We start from the raw sequence: 24,905 nt of genomic DNA on the forward strand, positions 1-24,905 counted from the left end.
GCACTGGCATGAAGGCACAGGCCGGACTGCCTTCCTCAGCGTTTTATTGATGGCAGTGAATGGCAGTGAATCTATGACGTTAAGCAAACTCGACAAGGCGCTTGCCGCCGAGCGTGAATACCGTGAGCAGCGTGAAGGCGGCTACCGCGAAAAGGCGCTGAAACTGTATCCCTGGATTTGTGGCCGCTGCGCGCGGGAATTTACCTACAAAAACCTGTCGGAGCTGACGGTGCATCACCGCGATCACAACCACGACAACAATCCGCCTGATGGCTCCAACTGGGAGCTGTTGTGCCTTTACTGCCACGACAATGAGCATTCCCGATTTGAGGAGCTTATTCGTTACGGCAGCACCCAGGAAGCCAAACAGGATGCCGCGACTTACAATCCGTTTGCCGATCTCAAAGCCATGATGGGCAACAAAAAATAATGCGAGTGATGACTTTCTGAAGGCGCCCTTGGGCGCCTTTTTTATTGGTTTCGCATTTGCTGATAAAGCACGCAGAATCTGATTGGTTTGTGTTCGCCATCGCCCTATACTCGGGGCGGATCATTACAATAATCAAGATGGGAAACACACTTATGACAACAGGGAATTTGCCGGTTTCACAAACCCGCTCATTCATGACGGTGTCGCTGATTGAGCTGTGGGAGCGCTTTGGCTTTTACGGCATGCAGGCACTGATTGTGTACTTTATGGTGCAGCGCCTCGGTTTTGAGGACAGCCGTGCCAACCTGGTGTGGAGCGCCTGCGCCGCACTGATTTACGTAGCACCCGCCATCGGCGGCTGGGTGGGCGACAAGGTGCTTGGCACCAAGCGCACCATGCTGCTGGGGGCGACGATTCTGACCCTGGGTTACGCCCTGATGGCCGTGCCCACCGAAAACACCTGGTTTTTGTTCTCAGCCCTTGGGGTGATTGTGGTCGGTAACGGCCTGTTCAAACCCAACGCCGGTAACCTGGTGCGCAAGATATACGACGGTGACGATTCGAAAATCGACAGTGCCTTTACCATCTACTACATGGCGGTCAACGTCGGCTCGACCTTCTCCATGCTGCTGACCCCCTGGATTAAAGATTACGTCAACGCGACCTACGGCAATGAGTTTGGTTGGCACGCGGCATTTGGTGTGTGTTTTGTGGGCCTGATTGTCGGTATTTTCAATTACCTGATGATGCGCCACACCCTCGACCAATATGGCTCCGAGCCTGATTTGCTGCCGGTGGACAAACGTAAGCTCGCGGCTGTGCTCGGCTGCGCTTTGCTGGCGGTGGCCTTTTCGGCGCTTATTCTTGAATACGAAGATCTGGCGCGGATTTTTGTGTACGGCGCGGGCTTGGTGGTGCTGGGCATTTTTATCCACCTTATCCGTAAGAGTGAGCCCAGCGAGCGTGCCGGGCTTATCGCTGCGCTGGTGCTGACGCTGCAATCGGTGTTTTTCTTTATTTTCTATCAGCAGATGTCGACCTCGCTGGCGCTGTTTGCCCTGCGTAACGTGGACTGGGACTTTGTGGTGGCAGGTACTCATTTGTGGACCTGGTCTCCGGCGCAGTTTCAGGCGCTTAACCCTATTTGGATCATGGTGTTAAGCCCGGTTCTTGCCTGGACCTATGCCTGGGCCGGCCAGCATAACCGCGACATCTCTATCGCCGCCAAGTTTGCCCTCGGCTTTGCTGTAGTGGCCGCCGGCTTCTTTATCTACGGCATTGCCGGTGAGTTTGCCGTAGACGGCAAAACCTCAAGCTGGGTGATGATTTGGGGCTACGGTTCTTACTCTTTGGGTGAGCTTTTGGTGAGCGGCCTTGGGCTTGCCATGATTGCCCGCTATGTGCCTGAGCGAATGGGCGGTTTTATGATGGGCGCCTACTTTGTGGCAACCGGTATTTCCCAGTATCTGGGCGGTGTGGTGGCAAACTTTGCCAGCGTGCCCCAGGGATTGACCGACCCGCTGGAAACCCTGCCGATTTATACCAGTCTGTTCAATAAACTCGGTATTGCGGCGCTCGGCTGCACTGTGATTGCGCTTGCGGTGCTGCCGCTGATGCGCCGTTTGACCGATACCCATCACAGCCACAGCAATGCAAACTGAATCTGTTGCGCTGCTGTGATATAACAGGGCTCAAACGACGGTTCTAAACGACCGAGCTCAGCTAGAAAAAGCCGCCTGATGGCAGCGCGCTTCTTCAGGCCGCGCTTCTTCAGGCCGTGCTTCTATAAGGCAGTGAGTAGCGACAGAGGCCGCCACCTGGTTAAGGTCGGCGGCCTGTTTGTTTCAGGGCCCATTTTTTGTTTCCACGCCAAGTCGTTGTTTTTGAGTCAGGACAGGCGCTACGCCGTAACCTGCCTTCGCCTTAACCTAAAATGTACAGCCAAGGAGCCGCCCGATGCGCCTTTTTCGAATGATTGCCACGCCGCAGAAGTTAGCGGCGAAAATAGCCCTGCCACTTCTGGTTTCTCTTTGCCACTTTAATGCGGCGGCGCTTGAAATTACCCCGCTTGATGATGGGCTCTACCTGCATCAGAGCCAGAAACAAGTGGAAGGCTTTGGGTTGGTGGATGCCAACGGTCTGGTGGTGTTAAACGGCAAAGAGGCGTTTGTGATAGATAGCCCCTGGACCGAGGAGGATGCCAAAGCGCTGCTTGAGTGGGCCAAGGCACGGGGCATCAGCATCAAAGCCGTGCTGGCGACCCACTGGCATGACGACCGAGCCGGCGGTTTTGCGGTATTTGAACAGGCCGGGATTGCGACCGTGAGCTCAAATCTCACCCAGCAGCTGCTGAGGGAAAATCATAAGACCCCTGCGACCCAAACCTTTGGTGAGACGCGCAAAGCCTTTTTGGATGGCAAGGTGGATGTGCTGTTCCCGGGCGCCGGTCATACCCTGGATAACCTGGTGGTGTACCTGCCGGACTACAAACTCCTTTATGGCGGCTGCCTTATCCGGGCGCTGGAAACTCGCACTATGGGTTACACCGAAGAAGGGGATGTCACAGCCTGGCCGCAATCGGTGGCCAAGGTGGAGCAAGTTTTCCCTGATATCGTTACCGTCATCCCCGGCCATGGCGCCAAGGGCGATGCATCAATGCTGAAGCACACCCGCGAGCTTGCGCAAAAGTTGCTGGATAAGCCTCGCTAAACTCTTTGCTCTCCCAAGTTTGGCCTCAGCCTGATTTAGCGCTCAGCCTTATTTTGCGCTCCGCTTGGTCTTGCGCTCCGCTTGGCTTAGCACTCAGCTTGGTTTGCCTTCACTGCTGGCAATTCGTGCCTCGGCTTCCAGCCATTTGGCGCGGCTGAGCGGCTGACAATTGTCGCTGAGTGCCTCTCTACGCCCCGGCAGTTTGGCCAGAATGGCGAGCTTTTGCTCATCGCTCGCCTGTCCCCAACCGACTATCTCATCGATATGGCGCAGGCAGCCCTTGCAGTAGTCATCATCGTTGAGACCACAGCGGGCAACGCAGGGGGACTGGATCATAACTTGGCTCCGGACTGGCAAAATCGGCGCGCCGAGTGTAGCACTGCAGCAAGGCATCGACAAAGCCTCGCGCTGCAGGCTTCCTTAAAGCTATCTGTTTGAGCATAGCCCTTTGAACATAGCCCTTTGAACATAGCCCTTTGAACATGGCCGTTTGAATATAGCCGCTCGAATAAAGCCCTTTGAAACAAGTTTATTGCGGGGCCATATCCGTTACTTCTCCCTCTGCATGATGAATGCAGCTATACCCTCGTTGCCTGTTACCTGATAGTCGTTCAGTGGTCTCGCTGGTGCCGAATAGCCTCTCTGCAGGGGTAAAGCTGCTGGGCGGCCCCACATAAAGCAGCAACTTATCCAACATTTTTCATTTCTCTCACTTTTTAGCCTTGCTACTGAATCTAAAAGCTTATTTCGCTTTTAAGCCTGTTTGCTCCGTCAAAAAGTTGTCACTTTCGGGTGCGCTTTGTGAACTTTGGTCTACCCTTTTTTCTGATTGGTAAAAAGGAAATCGAATTAATTGTTATTCGTCCTTGCCCAGCTGTTCCCGCCCGTTCAATTACCTGTTGTTCGTTAAGGAGTGACGATGAGATACAAAAACTACCCCCGACTATCCTTGGGCTTAATTGCCTGCGCCCTCTTGGCGGCATGCGGCTCAGACGACCCGGACGAAATGCCCTCGGTGTCGGTTGCAAGCTCAGTAGCAGTAAAGGAAAGCCGCAGCATTAATATCACTGCCACCGGGCAGGACGATAACGGCGGCCTTAGCTACCAGTGGACCCAGGTGTCAGGCCCAGCCTTGACCCTGACCGGCAGCACCAGCGCCACAGTGGGCGTAACAGCGCCTGCGGTCGATGCCGATGGCACTGCCGTGCTCAAGGTGACGGTGACCGACAGCGCCAGTCAAAGTGCCAGCGCCACAGTGTCGGTGAATGTGGCAAACAATAAACTCCCCACAGTGACAGCGTCTTTCAGTGCGGCGAGTGAAAAATCCGCCGTGACCTTAACGGCCAGCGCCGCCGACACTGACGGCAGCATCAGCTCCTATCTCTGGACCCAGACCTCCGGCAGCCCGGTGACTCTGAGTGGTGAAAATACCGCCTCATTGAGTTTTACCGCGCCAAGCGTGACTGCAGACACTGACCTTGGCTTCAGCCTCACGGTTACCGACGATGATGAGGAAGCGGCGTCCGTCAGTGGCACGGTGACTGTTACCCCTGTGATGGTCACATACACTGTCAGCGGCACAGTGGCCGATGCCGCCTTTGTTAGCTCAGAGGTGAGCGGCACCCTCGCGGGCAGCACGTTTACCACCACAACCGACAGCAATGGCGCCTTCAGCCTGCCCCTCAGTGCAGACGATGACGAAACCAATCTTTTTACCAAGCTGACGGTGACATCGGCCGCAACAGCCGGTTTGGAGTACTACAAGTTTGTGCCTGAGCTGACAGCCGACCCGGCGCCAGCTGCCGTGGCTGCTAAAGCAAGCGCAGCGCGGGTAGCTGCGCCCAGCGGCAAAGCAACCGCCCTTGCCGATGAAGGCGCCAATACCGTCTCCATCAATGCGGTTTCAACGGCCTTGTACTCGCTGATAGTCTCAGCCAACAATGGCGAAGTGCCCGCCAATCTTGACCAATTCACCTTGGTGGAAAAGTCAGTCAGCCCCGATGAGCTGATTGAAGCGGCGGCGGTGGTTAAGCTCATTACCCAGGGCGGCGAGTTTGCGCTGCCAGAGGGCGTCAGCAATGTACTTGAGCTGCTGACCAATACCGAAGCCTACAACAGCTACGTTACTGCAGCCGAATCCACTACCCCCGGCATTATCAGCGCCACGGTGGATGACATTATTGATGACCCGGAGCTTACGCCGCCGGTATCTGAAGATAGCCTTGCAAGCACCTACTATGAGGTGTTTCCGGCAGCGCCGGGATTTTTATCCCGTGGCGGCGGCCGCTTTGATTTCAACAGCGACGGCAGCGGAATGGAGACCTTCAGCACAGGTGTTCATCAGTTCAATTGGGCATTGGCTGAAGGCACCTTAACCCTGAGCTATACCGACGCGGTGGGCTCTTTCTTTTATCCCGCCGCAGCGGTGGGGGTTGCCGGGCTGACACAGGAGCAGGTCGACCAGCTTCATGCGTCAGGCGTTACCCAGGTGGAAGTACAGCGTAAACCGCAAACCACCACCATGAAGCGGGTGATTGAGGGCGAGAAAACCGATACCTTCCGCATAGTTGCTACCGTTAAAGACACCATGACGCCTGTGACCTTGCAGGGCGGGGCGATAGTCTCGACCGATGGCAAGCTTGAAGAGTTTACCAACGACCAGTTGATGCGAAATGGCGATAAGCTTACTGAGCTTAAATACTCAGCCGATGAAGTGGTCAGCGACTGGATTGTTGAGCGTTATTATCACTTCGGCGAAGGCGACCTGGGCTATGCCGACATGTTTGCCGATCTGTTTGAAGTCAATGCCGACGGCACCGGCATCGCGCGGGTGCTGGAGCAGGGCTTCAAGTGGACACTCGATGACAGCGGCACCTTTATCGCCACCTTTGACGATGGCAGCAGTGTGCACATCAGTAAGCTGGATCAGTCGGGCAGTGATATTCAGGTGTTCAGTGCCTCCTATGATGCCGAAGGTAAGCTGATTGCCGCCGACACCGATTATGCGCTGGAAGTAGAAAACGGCGTGATTGGCCAGTTCGATTTGACCAACGTCGAAGGCAAATACTGGAACACCACAATCAATACCTGGCGTAAATCCGCGTGGGACGATGGCAAGTTGCTGTGGGATGACGGCTTTGCCTATTTTGGCTGGCAGTTTAATGCCGATAATACAGGCTATCAGCTCGGCAGCTTCCAGGCATCGCCGCCTGACTTTGAGCCCCTGTTTAACCGGCCCATCAAGTGGATGCTTGATACCGAGTCCGACGATGTGCCGTTCCAGTCAATCTATCGCTGGCAGTGCGGCGACCTTGATACTGAGCCCTGTGCCCGCCGCGACTGGTACGTGCTCAAACAAGAAGATGGCGTGCTTGGCCCTCGTCTTTACGTGTTTGAGTTTGAAGAGCGTCGCAATGACAGCCAGTCGCCCTGGTATGTGGCCAGAGGCCTTGGCCCACGGCTCAACATCTATGAAGAAATCAGTTTTGATTACTGGAATGAGACAGCAGCACCTGCGGCGATGAACCGTGGCATGCAGGGCGTCAGGTCAAAACCTGCCAGCGAAAGCGCGCCGCGGCTTATTCTGGAGCCAAGCCAAAAGCGGACGTCCACCGACTAGGCGTTTGAAAAAAGCCGGTTTTGACAAAAATCTCCTTTGTCAGACCGGCTGAGCCCATAGGTAAGATTCTGGCCAGCCTCAGTGCTGGCCTTCTTCATTTGGCATGCAGGCTTCATTTGGCTTGCAGGCTTCAAGGGCTATAATGGCGACATTACTTTGCGACGCGTCTTTTTCATGCCTGAATCCAATCCATCCCTTGTCTCTCAAACAGCCCACTTATCCGGCACGTCAAACGCGGAATCATCGGTGCATGGGCTGACGCTGCCTGAGGTCAGGGAAACCCTTAACGCACTTGCCGAGGTGCTTGGCAGTGGGCGGGCGCTGTGGGATTTTCGCCCCTTTGACCGGCTGGATAACCCCTGGCTTGCCGGGTATCCGTCGCTGTGGCGCCTGCTTGATGGCTTGCCCGATAACAGTATCGATGCTCTGGACCTTGATCAGGCGCTGCTGTGCGACACGCTGTGGCCGGCGCTTTGCGCCGACCTAGCGTCCAACGGACGGGCGCTTTGGGATAAATCGCTGTTTTTGTGGCAGTTGCCGCGCCATGCGCTCGCAAATGATGCCCTAGATGCACTGCCTAATCATGATATCAGCCGCTTCAGCGCCGGCATCAAGGGGCGCAAGTGGCAGCAGATAAGCCGTTTTGCCAATATCGTCAGCCTGCGGCCAAGCCCTTATCCCTATCTTGAGTGGTGCGCCGGTAAGGGCCATCTTGGCCGCTTGATGGGGGCGCTGACCTCGCGGCCGGTGCTGAGCCTTGAGTGGCAGCAGGCACTTTGCATCGAAGGCGAGAAGGAGGCGCAAAAGCAGCGCATCAACCAGCGCTTTTTGTGTAAGGATGCCTTCGCCGATGACGCCAATGTGCTTGAAAAAGACATGCATGCGCTGGCGCTGCACGCCTGCGGCGGTCTGCATCTGACCTTGCTGCGCCATGGAGTCAAGGCAGGCACCCGTGCCATCAGTATCTCGCCCTGCTGTTATCATCTGCTCAATGAGAGCGACACGGATTGGCTGAGCGGCTCGGCCAAAGAAACCGGCCTTAAGCTTGACCGCCACGCGCTGGCACTGCCCCTTAATCATGCGCTGGTGGCCTCAGATAAAGACAATGCGCTGCGTCACCGCGAAATCAGCTGGCGCCTTGGCTTTGATGCGCTGCAGCGCACACTTCGCGGCGCCGATGACTATCTGCCGCTGCCAACACTGCGCCAGAGCCAGCTCGCCGGCAGTTTTGACGACTTTTGCCGCTGGGCCGCCGAGTACCGTGAGCTTAAGCTGCCTGATGACTTCGATGCCGCACATTGGCTCAGCCTTGGTCTTGGGCGTCAGCGCCTGACCCGCCGGCTTGATTTGGCCGCGCATCTGTTTCGGCCGATGATTGAGCGCTTTTTACTGCTCGATCGCGCCGCCTTTTTGCTGGAGGCGGGTTATTCCGTCAGCCTGTATGCCTTTTGCGACAGCAACGTTACTCCCCGTAACGCCCTGATTGATGCCAGGCGCTGATGGGGTAAATTTGCCGCAAAGGATTTAAAAACCGCATCAACGCCGTTATTTCTAAGGCAGGCTTCAGCAACGCCTGTTTGAATGGTCGCTTTTTAATGGCCCGGATTAAGCTTGAGGGGTCGGATGAGCGGCCTTTGCTGCACCTGAAACGCGTATTTAGGTTGGCTTGGGCATAGTTTCTCTGGATAATGGCCTTTTATTATTCGGGCCGAACCTGCAAGCGGCCACGCGTGCATTGCATCCTAGACAATAAGAACTGAATGAAATATTCCCGCGTATTTATCAATAGCATGGCTTACGAGCTCGCGCCTGTGGTGGTATCGAGCAACGAACTTGAGCAGCGTCTTGCACCCCTTTATCAGAAGTTTCGGATCCCGATGGGGCAGCTGGCTGCCCTGACCGGCATCCGGGAACGTCGCTGGTGGCCTTTGGGGCATCAGCTGTCTGACGGCGCTATCAGTGCCGCCCGCAAAGCCCTGACTGAAACCGGTCTGGCGCCGTCGGATTTGGGTGCCGTGGTATACACCGGCGTGTGCCGCGATCAGCACGAGCCTGCCACCGCCTGTCGCATTGCTGCCGCCCTCGGGGTTGGCCGCGACAGCGCCATCTATGATATTTCCAATGCTTGTCTCGGGGTGCTGTCGGGCATTCTGGATATCGCCAATCGCATCGAGCTTGGCCAAATCCGCGCCGGGCTTGTGGTGTCCTGTGAGTCGGCCCGCGACATTGTCGATGTAACCATCGACAGCATGCTGGCCGAGCCGACCATGCAGAATTTTGCCCAGTCGCTGGCGACCTTAACCGGCGGCTCTGGTGCCGTTGCTGTGCTGCTCACTGACGGCAGTTTTAACCTTGCCACTTCGCGCAATCATCAGCTGCTTGGCGCCAGTCAACTGGCGGCCCCTGAGCACCATGGCCTGTGCCAGTGGGGGCTACAGGAAGCCGGGCATCGCATCTACCGCGAGTTTATGCGCACCGACGCTGTGACTCTGCTCAAAGAAGGGGTGGAGCTTGCCAAACAAACTTGGCTGCATTTCCTCGACCAGCGTCAGTGGCTGGCAAGCCAGGTCGATAAGGTAATTTGCCATCAGGTAGGTGCGGCCAACCGCAAACAGGTGCTTGCCGCGCTGCAAATCCCGGAAGAAAAAGAGTTTCCTACCTTTGCCGAGCTTGGCAACATGGGCACTGTGTCGCTGCCGGTATCGGCCGCCATGGCCCACGACCAGGGCTTTTTGCGCCCGGGCGATCAGGTGAGTTTTCTTGGCATAGGCTCAGGCCTTAACTGCATGATGTTGGGGCTGCGCTGGTAATGAATAACGAGCTTGAACTGGATACTCTGCTGCCTTTTAAGCGCCAGTATTTTCGCCATCAGGGCAATAACATTCATTACGTGGATGAAGGCCCGGCCGCGCCCAAAGGCACTGTGGTCATGGTGCACGGCAACCCAAGCTGGACTATTTACTACCGTAACCTTATCACCGCCCTGAAAGGGGAATACCGCTGTATCGCCATGGATAACGTGGGCTGCGGTTTGTCCGATAAACCCGATGACAGCGGTTACGATTACACCCTCAGCAGTCGTATCGCCGATCTCGAGGCGCTGCTCGCCCACCTCAATGTGACCAAAAACGTCACCCTGGTGGTGCACGACTGGGGCGGTATGATAGGCATGGGCTGGGCGTCCCGCCATGTGGAAGCCATTGAGCGGCTTGTGATTTTAAACACTGCCGCCTTTCATCTGCCCGCCAGCAAGCCCTTGCCGCTGCGACTTAAGATTTGCCGCAACACGGCGCTCGGCACTTTGCTGGTGCGCGGCTTCAATGCCTTTGCCGGCCTCGCCTCTGTGATTGGCTGCAAGCGTAACCCCATGAGTGCGCCGCTTCGAAAAGCCTATGTCGCGCCCTTTAACAACTGGGCCAATCGCATCTCGACCCTGAGATTTGTGCAGGATATTCCGCTGCAAAAGGGCGACAAGGCCTTTGATGAAGTGAGCCGCATAGAGGCAAGCCTTGGCGCCTTTACCAAGGTGCCGACCCTGATTTGCTGGGGACTGAAAGACTTTGTGTTCGACAAGCACTTTTTGGACGTATGGCAGCAAAAACTGCCCGATGCCCAAGTGCATGCCTTTGCCGATTGTGGTCACTACATCCTTGAAGATGCCAGCGACGAAGTGATTGGCCATATCCGCGCCTTTGTGGCGCAAGAGCCGGCGCAAGCGGTGTTGGCATCATGAGTGCCAATCTTTGCCGTCATTTGTCCATCGCCGCGGCGAGCGACCCGACAGGGCTTGCAGTCGCGGTGCAGCGGCACAGATTCGGCAAACCGCCGCGGGGCTTTGGTGAGCTTTGCTACGATGAACTGACCCTAGGCGAGCTTGACAGCCGCAGTGACGCCATCGCCCATGGGCTGAATGCCATCGGCCTTCAGCGCGGCGATAAAGCGGTGCTGATGGTCACCCCGGGGCTCGACTTTTTTGCCCTGACCTTCGCTCTGTTCAAGGCCGGCATCATCCCCGTGATGGTTGACCCCGGCATGGGCATCAAAAACCTTGGTCAGTGTTTTGAAGAAGCAGCTCCCGATGCCTTTATCGGTATCCCCAAGGCCCACATCGCACGGGTGCTGTTTTCCTGGGGCAAGGGCAGTATCCGTACTTTGCTCACCGTCGGTCGCGGCCTTACCCTCTGGGGGGGCAAGACCTTAGCCCAGGTTGAAGCGCTGGGGCAGGGCAAGGGATGCTATGACATGGCCATGCTTGATGAAGATGCGCTCTGCGCCATCCTCTTTACCAGCGGCAGCACCGGCATTCCTAAAGGCGTTGAGTACAGCCACCGTATGTTTGAGGCGCAAATCAGTGCGCTTAAGCAGGATTACGGTATTCAGGCAGGCGAGCGTGATCTCTCGACCTTTCCACTGTTTGCCCTGTTCGGTCCGGCGCTGGGTATGGCTTCCATCGTGCCCTGTATGGATGCCAGCCGGCCGATAAAAGCGAAGTCTGAGTATCTCTTTAAAGCCATTGCTGATTATGGCTGCACCAATCTTTTTTTAAACCCGGCGCTGCTCGACAAACTCGGCCGCCACGGGGCTGATAACGGCCTGACGTTGCCTGCGGTCAAACGGGTGATTTCGGCGGGAGCGCCGGCCTCGGTGGAGGCGACCGAGCGTTTTTGCCAGCTGTTAAATGCCGATGCGCCCATTCTTAACTCCTACGGCGCTACCGAAGGCTTGCCGCTCTCTTTTGTTCGCAGTGACGCGCTGCTGGCAAGTGGCGAGGTAACCGCCAAAGGCGGCGGTATTCTGGTGGGTAAAGCGGTTGCCGGCGTTGAGATAGCCATTATTCCCATCGATGAAGCGCCGATTGCCAACTGGCAGGACTCACTGCGCCTTAGCCCCTACGAAATAGGTGAAATCGTGGTTAAAGGCCCCATGGTCAGCCGCGCCTATTACCACAGGGATGAAGCGACCACGCTGTCAAAAATTATGGCTGGTGACGGCTGGTACCACCGCATGGGTGATCTTGGTTATCTTGATGATGCCGGGCAGTTGTGGATGTGTGGCCGTAAGGCGCACCGGGTGGACGCCACTGAGGGCGGCGCCTTTAAAAAGCGTTATTTTTCTATCCCTTGCGAGCGGATTTTCAACACCCATCCCATGGTGGCGCGCTCGGCGCTGGTGGGCGTGCATCGCCACGGCGACAAGCTGCCGCTGGTGTGTATTGAGCTTGATAAGAGCCTTGCCTGCAATAACGCCAGCACCCTTTACCGCGAGCTTCGCGAGCTTGCCGAGGCCCACGATATCACCCGTGGCATCGACTTTTTCCTCATCCATGAATCCTTCCCGATGGATGTGCGCCATAACGCCAAAATCTTCCGTGAAAAGCTGGCCGTCTGGGCCGAAAAGCAACTTGCCCTGTAATCGCCCCGTGCCGCCACGGGGCTTGTTCTGAGATGAGCCACGCCATGACTGCTGAATTTCCGCTGCACCCTGAACAAATCCAAGCCGCCACTTTGCTTAGCGCGAAAGTCCGGCGGGTACTGGTGACAGGTGCCGGTGGCTTTTTGGGTAAGGCCCTGTGCCGCCAGCTGCTGTCCGCTGGCATTGAAGTGGTAGGCATTGCACGCTCAGACTATCCCGCCCTTGAGGCCATGGGGGTGACCATGCATCGGGGTGATATCAGTGATTTAAGCTCCCTTAAAACCGCCATGGCCGGTTGTGAGCTGGTGTTCCATGTGGCCTCCAAAGCCGGGGTTTGGGGCAGCCGCGACAGCTACTATGTCCCCAACGTCACCGGCGCTGCCAACGTGATTGAAGCGGCAAAGTCCCTTGGCATTCAGGCCATTGTGTACACCAGCACCCCGAGTGTAACTTTTGATGGCAAGGATGAAGCCGGTATCGATGAATCCGCGCCCTATGCCAGCGGCTTTCTGAACCATTATGGCGCCAGCAAGGCCGAGGCCGAAGCCATGATGCTGGGCGCCCACTGCGATGCGCTTAAGGTTGCGGCGCTAAGACCTCACCTGATTTGGGGGCCTGAAGATCCGCATCTGGTGCCTCGGGTGATAGCCCGTGCCCGCGCCGGTCGGCTTAAGCTGCTGGGAAGTGAAGATAAACTGGTGGACACCATTTATGTGGACAACGCCGCCCATGCCCATGTGCTGGCGGCGCTGGCGCTCCTTGGTGACCAAAAAGATGCCGGTGGCCGGGCCTTCTTTTTAAGTAATGATGAGCCTTTGACCATGGCGGCCATGCTTGGCCGTATTCTTGAGTGCGACGGCCAGTATCAAACCCTTAAGCGGGTGCCTGTGCCGCTGGCCTACGGCGTCGGTGCGCTGCTTGAAGGGGTTTATCACCTGCTTGGCAAAGAAGAAGAGCCGATGATGACCCGCTTTGTCGCCCGGCAGCTTTCCTGCAGCCATTACTATCGCATCGATGCTGCGAAAGACATTCTTGGCTACCGGCCGCTGGTTTCCATCGATGAAGGCATGGCGCGGCTAAAAAGCTGGTTGGCGGCGCAGCATGCCGAACGCAAAGCTCAGTAACGCAAAGCTCAGTAACGCACAGGCAGCACTAAAGCACGGCGAAGCAATAAAGCACAGCGCAGTAAGTAACTTCAGTTAACAAGCTGAAACAGATAGTAAAAAAGCGGCCTTTGGCCGCTTTTTCATTTTTACTTTTTCATTATTAGCTTTTTATTATTAAGAGTGCCTGATTGCCTAATCAGGGCGCTCGCTAATCAGGACCAGCGTATCAAGGCGCCAGTGTATCAAGGCGCCAGCCTATCAAGGCAATTTGAGGGTTTGCCCCGGACGAATAACGCTGTCTTTTTTCAGGCCATTGGCACTTAGCAGCGCCTGCAGTTTAACCCCATTGCGCTTGGCGATGCCGCCCAAGGTATCGCCGGATTTGACCACATAACGGCGTGGTTTTTCGCCGTCATCGTCTTTAACTTCGACGTTTTTGGCGTCAGCCGTCATGCTGCCTTTGGCATTGGCGAAAGAGTCGGCGGCATCGAGGGGCAGGTTTATCCAGTATTCGCCCTTGGTGGGCACGGCGCCGGTTCGGAACGCCGGATTAAGCTTTTTCAGCTCTTTTTCGGCAATGCCGCTCTTGGCAGCAATTTGCTTGAGCGACACCCCGTTTGGTGCCAGCTCCCGCGCCAGCACCTGGCGGTTATCAATCGGCGGGAAGCTTTGCGCCAGCGCCTTGGGGTCACGCACTATGTCAACCAGCGCCAGCCATTTGTACACGGTCGGCACCTGTTTGCGGCTGAGCCCCAGCGAGTAAAAGTCGGTGGCTTTGCCCTTGCGCCGGCTGCGTTCCACCGCATTGCCAAAGTTGCCTTCGCCTATGTTGTAGGCCGCTACTGCGGAGATCCAGTCGTTGCCGAACATATCGTGCAGGTGCTGCAGGTAATCCAGCGTCGCTTCGGTGGAGGCTATGTGATCGAGTCTGCCGTCAAATGACTTGTTGACCCTGAGCTTAAAATTACGGCCGGTTTGGGATGCCAGCTGCCACAGACCCGCTACACCGGCGCCGCGGCTTGCCGGGTTATAGGCACTCTCGACTATGGGCAGCAGCGCCAGCTCCAGCGGCATATTGCGCTGTTCAAGCCGGGTGACTATGTCATACAGCCAGGGCTCGGCAGCGCCGGGAGCGGCCTTGGTAAACAGCATGCGGGAGCTGTGCAGTTTCAGGAAATAATCGATTTCTTTATGGTCTGGCAGGGCAATGGCGTCACTGGCAGCGATTTTTTGCCACAGATCCGTGTATTGCTCGGTGGAGGCCTTGCTGTCGTTGCCGCTCTGCGTGCCGCCTGCAGTCGGAGTTAGTGCTGCACTCAGCCCCTCTTGCGGATTGGTTTCATCGTCCGATGGCGAATGGGTGGAAACCTGACAGCCACCCAGCAGTAACACTGCTGCCATGGTCAGGACCGAGCCGTAAGCCGCAAACTGGCGGCGTGGCGCGTTGGTTGTCATGAAACCTCCGGAATATAAAAAGAAAAACGGCTAATAATACGCTGATAGCCGCCAGATGGCATCCTCCCAAAGCAGCAAAAGTTTTTCACCTCCCTGGTCAGACGCGATTTTTGCGCCCAAACCGTATGATTGCGTGTACGGCATTCTGTAAATCTTTGATTAATTATTACAATTATTAAGGTGACGTTAAAATTTGGTCTGGTATGTTCGGGGAGGATTTAGTCACAGAAAGCGGAAAGGACCCATGCTTAGCATAAAAAACCTCACCAAAACCTACGATAACGGGGTAAAAGCCCTTAACAGTGTGGATCTTGAGATCCCCAAGGGCATGTTTGGCCTGCTTGGCCCCAACGGCGCCGGTAAGTCCAGTTTGATGCGCACCATTGCGACATTGCAGACGGCGGACTCGGGCAGTATTCATTTTGATGGTCTGGACGTGATGGCCGACCCCATGGGGCTTAGACGTCAGCTGGGCTATCTGCCACAGGACTTTAACGTTTACCCGCGTATTTCTGCGGCCGATTTGCTTGACCATCTGGCGGTGCTCAAGGGCATTAACAATGCCAAAGAGCGTAAAGAAGTGGTCGATGGCCTGCTGGCGCACACCAATTTGTATCAGCACAGAACCAAGGCGGTGAGCGGTTACTCCGGCGGTATGCGTCAGCGTTTCGGCATCGCTCAGGCGCTGCTTGGCGACCCTAAACTGCTGATTGTGGACGAGCCCACCGCAGGCCTCGACCCTGAGGAGCGTAACCGTTTCCATAACCTGCTGGTGAGCCTTGGCGAAGAGCGGGTGGTGATTCTCTCCACCCACATAGTGGAAGACGTGGCCGAACTGTGCCCGCGCATGGCGGTGCTGGCCTCCGGCAGCATTCTGCTGGAAGGCAATCCACAGTCACTGGTGGAAGGGCTGCAGGGCAAGGTGTGGCAGCGCACGGCAACTCAGGCCGAAGCGGCCGAGCTGGAAGCGAGACTGCCGGTGATTTCCAAGCGTCTCTTTGCCGGTCGCACCGTGCTCAATGTGCTGTCCGACACCTGTCCAGAAGGCTTCAGTGCCACCGACGCCGGGCTTGAGGAGCTGTATTTCTCGACACTGCACAGCCATCGCAAGTCTGCCGCCTAAGGAGCGTGTTTATGTTTTTGCATGCACTCGCCTTTGAGTGGCGATATTACCTGCGCCAGCCATCGTTTTACGTGGTTGGTTTGATGCTGTTTCTGGCGTGCTTTTTTGTCACTGCCTCGGACAATATTCAGATTGGTGCCGGCGGAGAAGTGTTTAAAAACAGTCCCTTCGCCATAGTGCAAACCCTGCTGACCATGGGCCTTATCGCCATGTTTGCGGTGGTGAACTTTGTTGGCAGCACGGCCATTCGCAATCAGCAGTCGATGATGGAAGAGCTGATTTACGTTAAGCCGCTGTCGCCGGTGCAGTACCAGCTGGGGCGCTTTCTTGGCAGCTTCTTGGTGGTGCTGACCCTGTTTGCGCTGGTGCCGCTTGGGCACCTGACAGGCTCTTTGATGCCCTGGATCGATGCCAGTCGCTTTGGGCCTGTGTCGCTATCGCACTATGTTAAGCCTTATCTGCTCCTGGCCGCGCCCACCTTACTGTTCTTGTCGGCGCTGTTTTACGCCATGGCGCAGCGATTCCGCTCCATGATGGCGCTGTACCTTACCGCCGTGACCATGCTTATCCTGTATGGCTTTGCCGGACAAATCGCCAGCCAGCCGCAGTACCGTGAAATGGCGGCGCTGCTTGATCCCTTCGGGCTTCGCAGCGCTGCGCAAGTGGCCCGCTACTGGACCATTGATGAGAAAAACACCATCAGCATGGGGCTTGAAGGCCTGATGCTGCAAAACCGCGCTCTGTGGCTTGGGGTGTCGCTCGCGATTCTGGCGCTGTGTGGGCTGCATCGTCAGCCAACCCTTACCCGCAAGCGCGAAGGCAAAAAGGCCAAGGTTCATGCCGTGCCGCTGATGGCGCCGCTGGCAAGCCTGGTTCGCCGCCCTGATGTCAGCAGCTGGAGTCAGTTTTGGGTCAGAGTGGGTTTTGAAGTGCGTCAGGTGCTCTTTACCGCGCCGTTTTATATCCTCGGTGTGCTCAGTATCGTCAATCTGGTTGGCCCTATGTTTATGGGCGACCTCGATTGGTACGGCACCAGCAACTGGCCGCTGACCCAGGACATGGTTGACATGATAGTTGGCGCCACCAGTCTGCTGATGATTATCGTGCTGGTGTTCTACAGCGGCGAGATAGTCTGGCGCGAGCGCTCCAGCGGCATGGGCGACATTATCGACGCCACGCCGACCTCCAACCTGGTGTTTCTGGGCTCCAAATTTGTGGCGCTGACCCTGGTGCTGGTGCTGCTGTACAGCTTTTCCATGCTCACCACGCTGGCATTTCAGCTTATCAAAGGCCAGATGAACCTGGAGCTTGCCCAGTACGCCATCAGCCTCGGCTTTAAGGTGCTGCTGCCCTTGATGATGTCGGCGGTGCTGGCGTTTTTCCTGCAGGTGCTGGCGCCCAACAAGTACGCCGGTATGGGGCTGTTTGTTGGTTACTACCTTGTCAGCATCACCCTGTCGGCCTGGGGTTTTGGCCACAGTCTGAATAACTTTGGCGCATCACCCATCATTCCGTATTCCGACATGAACGGCTATGGCTGGAGTTTGCTGACCCACGGTCTGTACATGATTTACTGGGGCGCCTTCAGCGTGCTTCTGTTCCTGCTCTCCTACGGCCTTTACCGCCGTGGTCCGGAAGTGGGGCTTAAGAGCCGCGTTAAGCAGCTTGGCTATCAGCTGGGCTTTGGCGGCAGCGCCGTGGCTGGTTTTGCCCTGTCGGTGTTTGTGGGGATGGGCGGGTATCTCTTCTACCAGACCACCATGGTGAACAGCTATGTGACCGCAGAAGAGAACCTCGATAACCTTGCCGATTACGAGAAGCGCTTCAAGCAGTACAACAGCCTGCCTGAGCTGTCGCCTGTGGCGGTAAAAGGCGCGTTTGATATCTTCCCCGAGGACAGACGTATCGAGGCCAAGGTGGAGATGCGCTGGCAAAACCGCAGCAACGAGAGCATTTCGCGCATGCTGGTGAGCCTGCCTGAGCATACCGATCCTGCCAGCATTCAGTTTGATATTCCGGGCGCAAGCTTTGGTGAGATTGATGCCACCCTGCCCGTGGGCTGGCTGAGCTTCTCAACGCCGGTGCCGCCCGGCGCTGAGGTGAGCGGCACCATCACTCTTGTGCGGGATTCAAACGGCGTTGCCGAGAATAATCACGACTGGGAAGTGGTAGAAAACGGCACCTTCATCAATAACATGAGTTTGCTGCCGGTGTTTGGCTACCAGAATGAGGCCGAGCTTCAGGACCGCCACGAGCGCTTAAAGCGTGGTTTGGAGCCAAAAGATCGCGCCAACAAGCTGGAAGACGAGCGTTTTTACAACCAGAACTTCTTTGGGCCACAGGGCACCTTTATCGACTTTGAAGCCACGGTATCGACCAGTGGCGATCAAACCGCGATTGTGCCGGGTTACCTCACCAAGTCCTGGCAGGAAAATGGCCGCAACTACTTCCATTATGAGATGGACAGCCCGATGGTGAACTTCTTCTCCATCGTCTCTGGCCGTTATGCGGTGAAAAAGGACGAGTACAAGGGCATCAATCTCGAGGTGTACTACCATGCCGATCATCCGTGGAACATAGACCGGATGATGGAATCGATACGTGACTCCATCGATTACTTCGGCGCCGCCTTTGGGCCATATCAGCATCGTCAGATGCGGATTATGGAATACCCGGGCTACCGCAGCTTTGCCCAGAGCTTTGCCAATACCGTGCCTTACTCCGAACGCATCGGCTTTATCACCGACCTGCGCGATCCGGAGAAGATTGACCCCGTGTACTACGTGACCGCTCACGAAGTGGCGCACCAGTGGTGGGGCCATCAGGTGGGCGCGGCCGATGTGCAGGGCAGTGCGGTGATCTCCGAGTCATTGTCGCAGTACGCGGCGCTGATGGTGATGGAGAAGAAGTACGGCAGCCATATGCTGCGTAAGTTCCTGCGTTACGAGCTGGACCGCTATCTGGGTGGCCGCAGCAGCGAGCGCATCGGCGAAATGCCGCTGCTTCGCAGTGAAAACCAGCAGTACATTCACTACCAGAAAGGCTCGGTCATCATGATGGCCATCAAGGATGTGGTGGGTGAAGAAAAGCTCAATGCCAACCTTGCCGCCTTTGCCGAGCGCTTCCGCTACCGCACCGATCCGTTCCCGACGACGCTGGATCTGGTGCGCTACCTTAAGCAGGATCTCAGCGCCGAGCAGCAGGCCTTTGTGGATGCCTCATTCAATGAGATAACCCTGTATGACCTGCGCCTTGAAGATGCCAAGGTGACGCCATTGGAAGGCGGCCGGGTACAGGTGGAGCTGACCATACATGCCGGCAAGATGACCGCCGGTGAAGATGGCAAAGAGCGTGAAGCCGAGTTCAGCGGCCGGGTTGATATCGGCCTGTTCGCTGCCGACCCTGACAAGCTGACCGATGAAAAAGACGTGCTGCTGTTTGAAAAGCATCCGCTCAAGAGCGGTGAGAACAAGCTCTCGTTTGAGCTGGATAAGGCGCCGACTTATGTGGGGGTTGACCCCTTCGTGAAGCTGGTTGACCGCGACAGCAAGGACAACATCTTCAAGCTGTAGGTATTAAACAGCATGTAAAGTCACAAGCGGCGCCCTCGGGCGCCGTTTTTTTTGGCAACTGTTTCAGTGCCCTGAATAGTGCTCTGAAATAGTGCCCTGAATAGTGGCCTGAATTTATGGGCAGTCGGCGCGTTGGGATGCCATACCCAAGTGCCAAAGGTCATACCCCGGTGCCAAAGGTCATGCCCGAGTGCAAATTTGCTTGAGAGCTCGTAGCGCCTCGCCTAAGGTGAGGCAATGTCAGTCGTGGTTTTAAAGGGATGATTATGAATACTGAGCTTTCGTTAAGGGTTAAGCATTGGCTTTCGCGGGATCCGGATGAGGCAAGCCGCGCGGCGCTTGAGCAGCTTCTGGCGACGGGCGATGAGGCGGCGCTGATGAGCGCCTTCAGCGGCCGGCTTGATTTTGGCACCGCAGGTATTCGCGGTATTGTCGGTCCCGGCCCCATGGGCATGAACCGGCTTTTGGTGCGGGAAACCAGCGCAGGCCTTGGCGCGTATCTTGAATCGCAGGTCAAAAATGCCAAGACCCGCGGGGTGGTAATAGGTTTCGATGGTCGCCACGACTCCCGCACCTTTGCCAACGACGCCGCCTCGGTGCTCACCGCCATGGGTTTTAAGGTGATGCTGAGCTACACCCTCTGCCCAACCCCGCTGGTGGCCTTTGGGGTGAAACACTTGGGCGCCGCCGCAGGGATAGTGGTGACCGCCAGTCACAACCCGCCCAAATACAACGGCTACAAGGTGTATTGGGAAAATGGCGCACAGATCATTCCGCCCCACGACAGCGGCATCGCCGCCTGTATTGAGGTTGCCGCCAACGCGCCCTTGCCCTGGCTTGATGAGGCAAGCGCCATGGCGTCTGGCCTTTTAACCTTGCTTGAGGATGATTTTTACCAGCAGTATCGCCGGGCGGTGGCCGCCTCGACGTGGCTTCAGGGCGAGCCTGCCGACACTAATGGCCGCAGGCTCAGTCTTGCCTACACCGCCATGCACGGTGTGGGCGCGCCCATGGCCGAGCAGGTGCTGGCCGATGCAGGCTTCAATCAGGTATACAGCGTTGCCGCCCAGCGCGAGGCCGACGGCGACTTCCCGACGGTGAACTTTCCCAATCCCGAAGAAAAGGGCGCCATGGACAGGGTAATTGCCGAGGCGAGCGCCCACGGCGCGGATTTGGCCTGTGCCAACGACCCGGATGCCGACCGCTTTGCCTTGGCGGCGAGGCGGCCGGATGGCAGCTACAGGATGCTGAGCGGCGATCAGGTCGGCGCGCTCCTTGGCGATTATCTGCTGTCGCGCTGGCAAAACCAACCAGGCTCGCAGGGCACGCCACTGGTGGGCAATACCATAGTCTCGTCGGCGCTGCTGCACGCCATTGCCGCCCACCATAAGGCCGAAAGCTACACCACGCTTACCGGCTTTAAGTGGCTGATGAATATTGCCCAGCAGCGGCAAACCGCCGAGGTGCCGTTCCTGTTTGCCTATGAAGAGGCGCTCGGGTACACGGTCGGCAATCTGGTGTGGGATAAAGACGGCCTAACGGCGCAGCTTTGTTTTGCGCACCTTGCCGAAGCGCTGGCGCGCCAGGGCAAAACGGTGTGGGATGCGCTCGAGCGCCTGTACCGCCGCCATGGGCTTTATGTTAACCGTCAGGTGAGCATAGCGCTTGGGCCCAACACGCCGGACATAGGCGCGGCGCTGCGTAAAGCCCCTCCCTCTGAAATCGCCGGTCGCCCTGTGCTCTCGGTGGAGGATTTAAAGGCACTGCGCCACCGCTTCGCCGATGGCCGTGAGCAGGTGATTGATTTACCTGCAAGCGATGTGCTGATTTTCCATCTTGGCGAGAGCCTGTCATCCCTTGGCAGCCATGCCAGGGTGATAGTGCGCCCCTCGGGCACCGAGCCCAAAATCAAATGCTACTACGAGCTGGTGCTGCCCATGGCTGCCGGCGATGCCATGGCAGACGCCGAGGCCGAAGGGGAGGCGCTGATGGCGGCGCTGGTGAGTGCCCATCAGGCAGGGTTGCCCGCCTGAGCCTGTTCGCATAACTGTTTTACCTTGTACAAACCCTGCTGACACCATGCTGTCAGCAGGGGGGCTCCATACTGACACTATCGATGAAGCAGGAAGTAACAGTTACTTCAACGCATTGATAAATTAAGCAAAGTCAATAAGGAGACAAGGATATGCAAGCAACTCAACCTTTGGTGTGGGGCGAAATCGCCGTCAGTGACATGGCCCGGGCCATTGCCTTTTATCAGGCGCAGTTTGGGGTGAGTTTTCGCCGCGAAGACATGGATGAGATGGAATATGCCATCCTCGAGTGCGAAGATAACAAGGCTGCCAGCATCGGATTGATGAAGCACCCCGAGTTCAAACCCGGCAGCGGCGGCAGTTGCCTGTACCTGCATCTGGCCGACAATCTTGGGCCATTAGTGGCCAAACTTGAGCAAAATCAGGTGCAAATCGTGATGCCGCCCATGGGGATCAAGGGCGGTGAATGTGGCTATATTGCACTTTTTATCGACAGTGAAGGCAACACGGTCGGGCTTTGGAGTCCGGCGCTCTAAGTTATTTAAAGCGATAAGTTGCTTAAAGCTAGAAGCCGCTTAAAGCGATAAGCCGCTCAAAACTTTAAGTCGCTTAAAGCTGTGAGCCGCTTAAGACAGTGACAGCCGGTCGCCCCTGGGCCGGCTTTTTAATGGATGATGTATGCGCCGCGCAGACCGCCTGTTTCAAATCGTGCAAATTCTTCGCCACCGCCGCCTGACCACTGCGGCGCAGCTCGCCGAGCGGCTCGAGGTGTCGTCCCGCACCATCTACCGCGATATTCAGGATTTGTGTCTTTCGGGGATCCCTATCGAAGGCGAGGCCGGGGTTGGCTATTTGCTGCGCCAGGAAGTGAACGTACCGCCGCTGATGTTTACCGAGGCCGAGCTTGAGGCGATTCAGGTGGGCATACGCATGGTGCAGACCTGGGGCGGTAAGGCGCTCGGGCAGGCCGCGGCGCAGGCGCTGATTAAGGTGGAGGCTGTGCTGCCGGAGCGCCTCAGTAAGCTGCAGTCGCTGATGTTCTCACCGGACTTTTACCTCGATGAGGCGGAGTTTCAGTTCCTCGATCCGCTGCGGATTGCCGCGAGAGAGCGGCGTTTTTGCCGCATTCACTACAAAGATGCCAGCGGCGCCGTCACCGAGCGGCGGCTTAGGCCGCTTGCCATCTACTTTTGGCGCGGCACTTGGACACTTGTAGGTTGGTGTGAGCTTAGAGAAGACTTTCGTAACTTTCGCGCCGACCGCATCTTGAGCCTTGTTGAGGAGCAAGCGCGCTTCGAGCCAAGCCCCGGCAAGGAGCTCGCCGACTTCCTCGCCTGCATGGAAGCGCGGGAGCAGGAGCGGGAGCCTGAGCAGGACAAGGCGCGAGACCGAGAGGAATAACGCGTGGCTTTTTTTCTGAGGCATTGCTCCTTAGACATTACTCCTTAGACATTGCTCCTTAGACATTGCTCCTGAGGGCTTGCCTGTCATTTAGGGCTACCTCGTTTATCAGGATGGTCACATTAATCTGTTAAGAAACGAAAAAAGCGGCCAAGGCCGCTTTTTTGCTGTGAGTTTCATCAGCCGCAGTGGTTGCTATGTCAGCCGCAAACGGCTTTGAGGGCGCTGAGAATATCGGTTTCGCTCTGGGCGATAGCGCGCTGCTCAGTCAGCACTTCTTTGAGGATTTGCTCTGTGGTCAATGGGTTTGCCAGCACCACCCTGAACACGGTGCGCTTGTCGGCGCCGTAGATTTTCGGGGCGATACGGGTGCGGGAGACAAAGGAGCGGCCTTGCTCGCGCTGACTTTTTTGAATGGCGCGGGTGAGGGAATCCAGCTCGCCGTTGATGGCATCGAGCTTGGCGCTGTCGCCTTTGGCTAAGGCCTTATTGAGCGCTTCACGGGCAAATTCAGGCACATGGCGGTAGGTGAGCAGGCAAAGCTCAGGCTCGCTGATAAGCTCAAAATCCGCTTCGGCCTCTATCATGCGGGCAAAGGCGCGGGCCTTTTCGAGTGAACCATTTATCAAAATCTCATAGCCTTCGCGGCCAATGATTTGCAAACAGGCATGCACCAGCATCGCCATGCCGGGGCGTGAGCCTTCGAGGGTTTGGCTGCCCAAATCCTTGGAGCCCTGACGCAGAATGTATTCGGCGTGATGCTCAATCGCCGACGCGAGGGTCGGGTCCTTAAACAGCACCATGCCAGCGCCCATGGGCACGTACATTTGCTTGTGCGCATCTATGGTCACTGAGTCGGCAAGTTCAATCCCTTTGAGGAGATGTCGGTATTTTTCACTGAGCAGGGTCGCGCCGCCCCAGGCTGCATCCACATGGAAGTGGCAATTCAGCTCGGCGGCGAGCGTTGCAAGCTCGCTCAGTGGGTCGACGTTTCCGGTTTCCGTGGTGCCCGCCACGCCAACAATCGCCATTACCCGTATGTTGCGGGCCTTAAGCGCCTCGGCGGCTTCACGCATGGCGCCCACATCCACTTTATTGTGCTCATCCACCGCTACGCTGATGATGTTGTCACGGCCAATGCCGAGCAAGTCGGCTGCTTTACCGAGAGAGTAGTGGCCGCGCTCTGACACCAGGATCGCCAAATCATCCCAGCCGTAGTGTTTAAGCGCCTTGTTAAGCCCCTCACGGGTCACGCCGCGAAATGCGCCATCGGCTTTGAGAAGCTGGTTTCTCGCTATCCACAGCGCGGTGATATTGGCGACTGTGCCGCCGGAGCAAAAGGCACCCAGCGAGTGGCTGGCGCTGTGCAAATGGCGGCTGTAGAAGTCGTGGCTTTGGCCGAAGGTGAGATGATGCATCATCCCAAGCACCTGACGCTCCATCGGCGTAAAAGCTTTGGAGGTCTCGATTTTCACCAGGTTCTGATTAAGCCCCACCATCAGCTTTGACAGCGGCAGCAAGAAATAAGGCAGGGCAGAAGTCATGTGACCAATAAAGCTCGGCGCCGCCGTGTGTACCGACTGAGCGACGAGGTGCGCCATGATGTCGTCGACATAGTCGGAGACAAAGCGTGGCTGACGGGGGATTTCCACCGCATCGAAGTGCTGCTCAATCTCAGCCAGTGGCTGCTCGAGGGCGGCAATGCTGCCCTGCAGAAAGCCCGCCAAATCCACAGACAGCTGCTGCTCGATGCGACCCAGGGTCGAATCTGCCGCTTCAGGCACGGTAAAAATCCGCATCAGGTTGTCTTCTGAGGCCGTGGCACGGCGGCTGTGTTTGTCTGTCATGGCGTTAATCTTGGCTTGGAACCGGACACTCGTTTGCGGCTATCACCGCAGACGGGAAAAGGGAGGTCACTTTACTGCAAGGGCGCTTCTTCATCAAGGGCAGGGGGTTATCCGGCGCGCTGCTTTATCAATGCCGGCTATTTTAAGCGCACGCTCGCATGGTTTGGGCGCAGGCTCGCAGGGAATTTGCGCTGCGTG

General features: G+C 56.8%; 17 protein-coding genes. 14 read left to right on the forward strand and 3 right to left on the reverse strand.

All coding sequences use genetic code 11. From position 1 onward, the window contains the following. The first annotated feature begins 73 nt into the window (after positions 1-73). The 3 genes from KJI95_RS09730 (at position 74) to bla (ending at position 3,139) form a co-directional block, all read left to right on the forward strand. Positions 74-430, forward strand: coding sequence for a YajD family HNH nuclease (locus KJI95_RS09730; RefSeq protein WP_214507001.1), 357 nt, complete (start codon positions 74-76; stop codon positions 428-430). Between the two features lie 152 nt (positions 431-582). Next, entirely contained in the window at positions 583-2,091 is a 1,509-nt protein-coding gene (locus tag KJI95_RS09735; protein ID WP_214507002.1) for a peptide MFS transporter, read from the forward strand. Positions 2,092-2,386: 295 nt separating this feature from the next. Continuing rightward, positions 2,387-3,139: a subclass B1 metallo-beta-lactamase gene (bla, locus tag KJI95_RS09740; protein ID WP_214507003.1), complete on the forward strand. Its 753-nt coding sequence runs from the start codon at positions 2,387-2,389 to the stop codon at positions 3,137-3,139. Positions 3,140-3,232: 93 nt separating this feature from the next. Here the strand turns inward: bla and KJI95_RS09745 are convergent, their stop codons facing one another. Next, positions 3,233-3,475, reverse strand: coding sequence for a DUF1289 domain-containing protein (locus KJI95_RS09745; RefSeq protein WP_250885748.1), 243 nt, complete (start codon positions 3,473-3,475; stop codon positions 3,233-3,235). 583 nt (positions 3,476-4,058) lie between these two features. Here KJI95_RS09745 and KJI95_RS09750 point away from each other — a divergent pair. The 6 genes from KJI95_RS09750 (at position 4,059) to oleD (ending at position 13,294) form a co-directional block, all read left to right on the forward strand. Next, the gene (locus tag KJI95_RS09750; protein WP_250885749.1) at positions 4,059-6,758 is read left to right on the forward strand and encodes a PKD domain-containing protein; all 2,700 of its coding nucleotides are present in this window, start codon (positions 4,059-4,061) and stop codon (positions 6,756-6,758) included. A 246-nt stretch (positions 6,759-7,004) separates the two neighbouring features. Then, entirely contained in the window at positions 7,005-8,258 is a 1,254-nt protein-coding gene (locus KJI95_RS09755) for a class I SAM-dependent methyltransferase (protein ID WP_349356723.1), read from the forward strand. A 260-nt stretch (positions 8,259-8,518) separates the two neighbouring features. After that, complete coding sequence (locus KJI95_RS09760; protein WP_214507005.1) at positions 8,519-9,568, forward strand: 3-oxoacyl-ACP synthase III; 1,050 nt, start codon at positions 8,519-8,521, stop codon at positions 9,566-9,568. Continuing rightward, entirely contained in the window at positions 9,568-10,491 is a 924-nt protein-coding gene (locus tag KJI95_RS09765; RefSeq protein ID WP_214507006.1) for an alpha/beta fold hydrolase, read from the forward strand. The genes KJI95_RS09760 and KJI95_RS09765 overlap by 1 nt, the downstream gene beginning before the upstream one ends. Beyond that, positions 10,488-12,170 carry an olefin beta-lactone synthetase gene (oleC, locus tag KJI95_RS09770; protein WP_214507007.1) on the forward strand — a complete coding sequence of 561 codons (1,683 nt, stop codon included), beginning with the start codon at positions 10,488-10,490 and terminating at the stop codon, positions 12,168-12,170. The genes KJI95_RS09765 and oleC overlap by 4 nt, the downstream gene beginning before the upstream one ends. A gap of 44 nt (positions 12,171-12,214) precedes the next feature. Continuing rightward, positions 12,215-13,294 (forward strand): 2-alkyl-3-oxoalkanoate reductase, encoded by a 1,080-nt coding sequence (gene oleD, locus KJI95_RS09775; protein WP_214507008.1) that lies wholly within the window; start codon positions 12,215-12,217, stop codon positions 13,292-13,294. A 240-nt stretch (positions 13,295-13,534) separates the two neighbouring features. Here the strand turns inward: oleD and KJI95_RS09780 are convergent, their stop codons facing one another. Beyond that, entirely contained in the window at positions 13,535-14,731 is a 1,197-nt protein-coding gene (locus tag KJI95_RS09780; RefSeq protein ID WP_214507009.1) for a transglycosylase SLT domain-containing protein, read from the reverse strand. Between the two features lie 244 nt (positions 14,732-14,975). On the opposite strand from KJI95_RS09780, the gene KJI95_RS09785 reads away from it, so the two are divergent. The 5 genes from KJI95_RS09785 (at position 14,976) to KJI95_RS09805 (ending at position 22,860) form a co-directional block, all read left to right on the forward strand. Further along, complete coding sequence (locus KJI95_RS09785; RefSeq protein ID WP_214507010.1) at positions 14,976-15,854, forward strand: ABC transporter ATP-binding protein; 879 nt, start codon at positions 14,976-14,978, stop codon at positions 15,852-15,854. A gap of 11 nt (positions 15,855-15,865) precedes the next feature. Continuing rightward, positions 15,866-19,426 (forward strand): ABC transporter permease/M1 family aminopeptidase, encoded by a 3,561-nt coding sequence (locus KJI95_RS09790; protein ID WP_214507011.1) that lies wholly within the window; start codon positions 15,866-15,868, stop codon positions 19,424-19,426. Between the two features lie 266 nt (positions 19,427-19,692). Beyond that, on the forward strand, positions 19,693-21,459 hold the full coding sequence (locus tag KJI95_RS09795) for a phospho-sugar mutase (RefSeq protein WP_214507012.1): 1,767 nt from the start codon (positions 19,693-19,695) through the stop codon (positions 21,457-21,459). Positions 21,460-21,611: 152 nt separating this feature from the next. Continuing rightward, on the forward strand, positions 21,612-21,995 hold the full coding sequence (locus KJI95_RS09800; protein WP_214507013.1) for a VOC family protein: 384 nt from the start codon (positions 21,612-21,614) through the stop codon (positions 21,993-21,995). A 142-nt stretch (positions 21,996-22,137) separates the two neighbouring features. Next, positions 22,138-22,860, forward strand: coding sequence for a helix-turn-helix transcriptional regulator (locus KJI95_RS09805; protein ID WP_214507014.1), 723 nt, complete (start codon positions 22,138-22,140; stop codon positions 22,858-22,860). A 200-nt stretch (positions 22,861-23,060) separates the two neighbouring features. On the opposite strand, the gene panP is transcribed toward KJI95_RS09805, so the two are convergent. Continuing rightward, on the reverse strand, positions 23,061-24,707 hold the full coding sequence (gene panP / locus KJI95_RS09810) for a pyridoxal-dependent aspartate 1-decarboxylase PanP (protein WP_214507015.1): 1,647 nt from the start codon (positions 24,705-24,707) through the stop codon (positions 23,061-23,063). Between the last annotated feature and the right edge of the window lie 198 nt (positions 24,708-24,905).

The sequence above is a fragment of the Shewanella jiangmenensis genome (assembly GCF_018596335.1).
Classification (GTDB): Bacteria; Pseudomonadota; Gammaproteobacteria; order Enterobacterales; family Shewanellaceae; genus Shewanella; species Shewanella jiangmenensis.

Bases quoted from the DNA above. Each gene is read 5' to 3' on its own strand.
- KJI95_RS09785 (WP_214507010.1), top strand. From the start codon at position 14,976: ATGCTTAGCATAAAAAACCTCACCAAAACCTACGATAACGGGGTAAAA.
- panP (WP_214507015.1), bottom strand. From the start codon at position 24,707: ATGACAGACAAACACAGCCGCCGTGCCACGGCCTCAGAAGACAACCTG.
- KJI95_RS09735 (WP_214507002.1), top strand. From the start codon at position 583: ATGACAACAGGGAATTTGCCGGTTTCACAAACCCGCTCATTCATGACG.
- bla (WP_214507003.1), top strand. From the start codon at position 2,387: ATGCGCCTTTTTCGAATGATTGCCACGCCGCAGAAGTTAGCGGCGAAA.
- oleC (WP_214507007.1), top strand. From the start codon at position 10,488: ATGAGTGCCAATCTTTGCCGTCATTTGTCCATCGCCGCGGCGAGCGAC.
- KJI95_RS09780 (WP_214507009.1), bottom strand. From the start codon at position 14,731: ATGACAACCAACGCGCCACGCCGCCAGTTTGCGGCTTACGGCTCGGTC.
- KJI95_RS09795 (WP_214507012.1), top strand. From the start codon at position 19,693: ATGAATACTGAGCTTTCGTTAAGGGTTAAGCATTGGCTTTCGCGGGAT.
- KJI95_RS09790 (WP_214507011.1), top strand. From the start codon at position 15,866: ATGTTTTTGCATGCACTCGCCTTTGAGTGGCGATATTACCTGCGCCAG.
- KJI95_RS09765 (WP_214507006.1), top strand. From the start codon at position 9,568: ATGAATAACGAGCTTGAACTGGATACTCTGCTGCCTTTTAAGCGCCAG.
- KJI95_RS09745 (WP_250885748.1), bottom strand. From the start codon at position 3,475: ATGATCCAGTCCCCCTGCGTTGCCCGCTGTGGTCTCAACGATGATGAC.
- oleD (WP_214507008.1), top strand. From the start codon at position 12,215: ATGACTGCTGAATTTCCGCTGCACCCTGAACAAATCCAAGCCGCCACT.
- KJI95_RS09730 (WP_214507001.1), top strand. From the start codon at position 74: ATGACGTTAAGCAAACTCGACAAGGCGCTTGCCGCCGAGCGTGAATAC.
- KJI95_RS09760 (WP_214507005.1), top strand. From the start codon at position 8,519: ATGAAATATTCCCGCGTATTTATCAATAGCATGGCTTACGAGCTCGCG.
- KJI95_RS09750 (WP_250885749.1), top strand. From the start codon at position 4,059: ATGAGATACAAAAACTACCCCCGACTATCCTTGGGCTTAATTGCCTGC.
- KJI95_RS09805 (WP_214507014.1), top strand. From the start codon at position 22,138: ATGCGCCGCGCAGACCGCCTGTTTCAAATCGTGCAAATTCTTCGCCAC.
- KJI95_RS09800 (WP_214507013.1), top strand. From the start codon at position 21,612: ATGCAAGCAACTCAACCTTTGGTGTGGGGCGAAATCGCCGTCAGTGAC.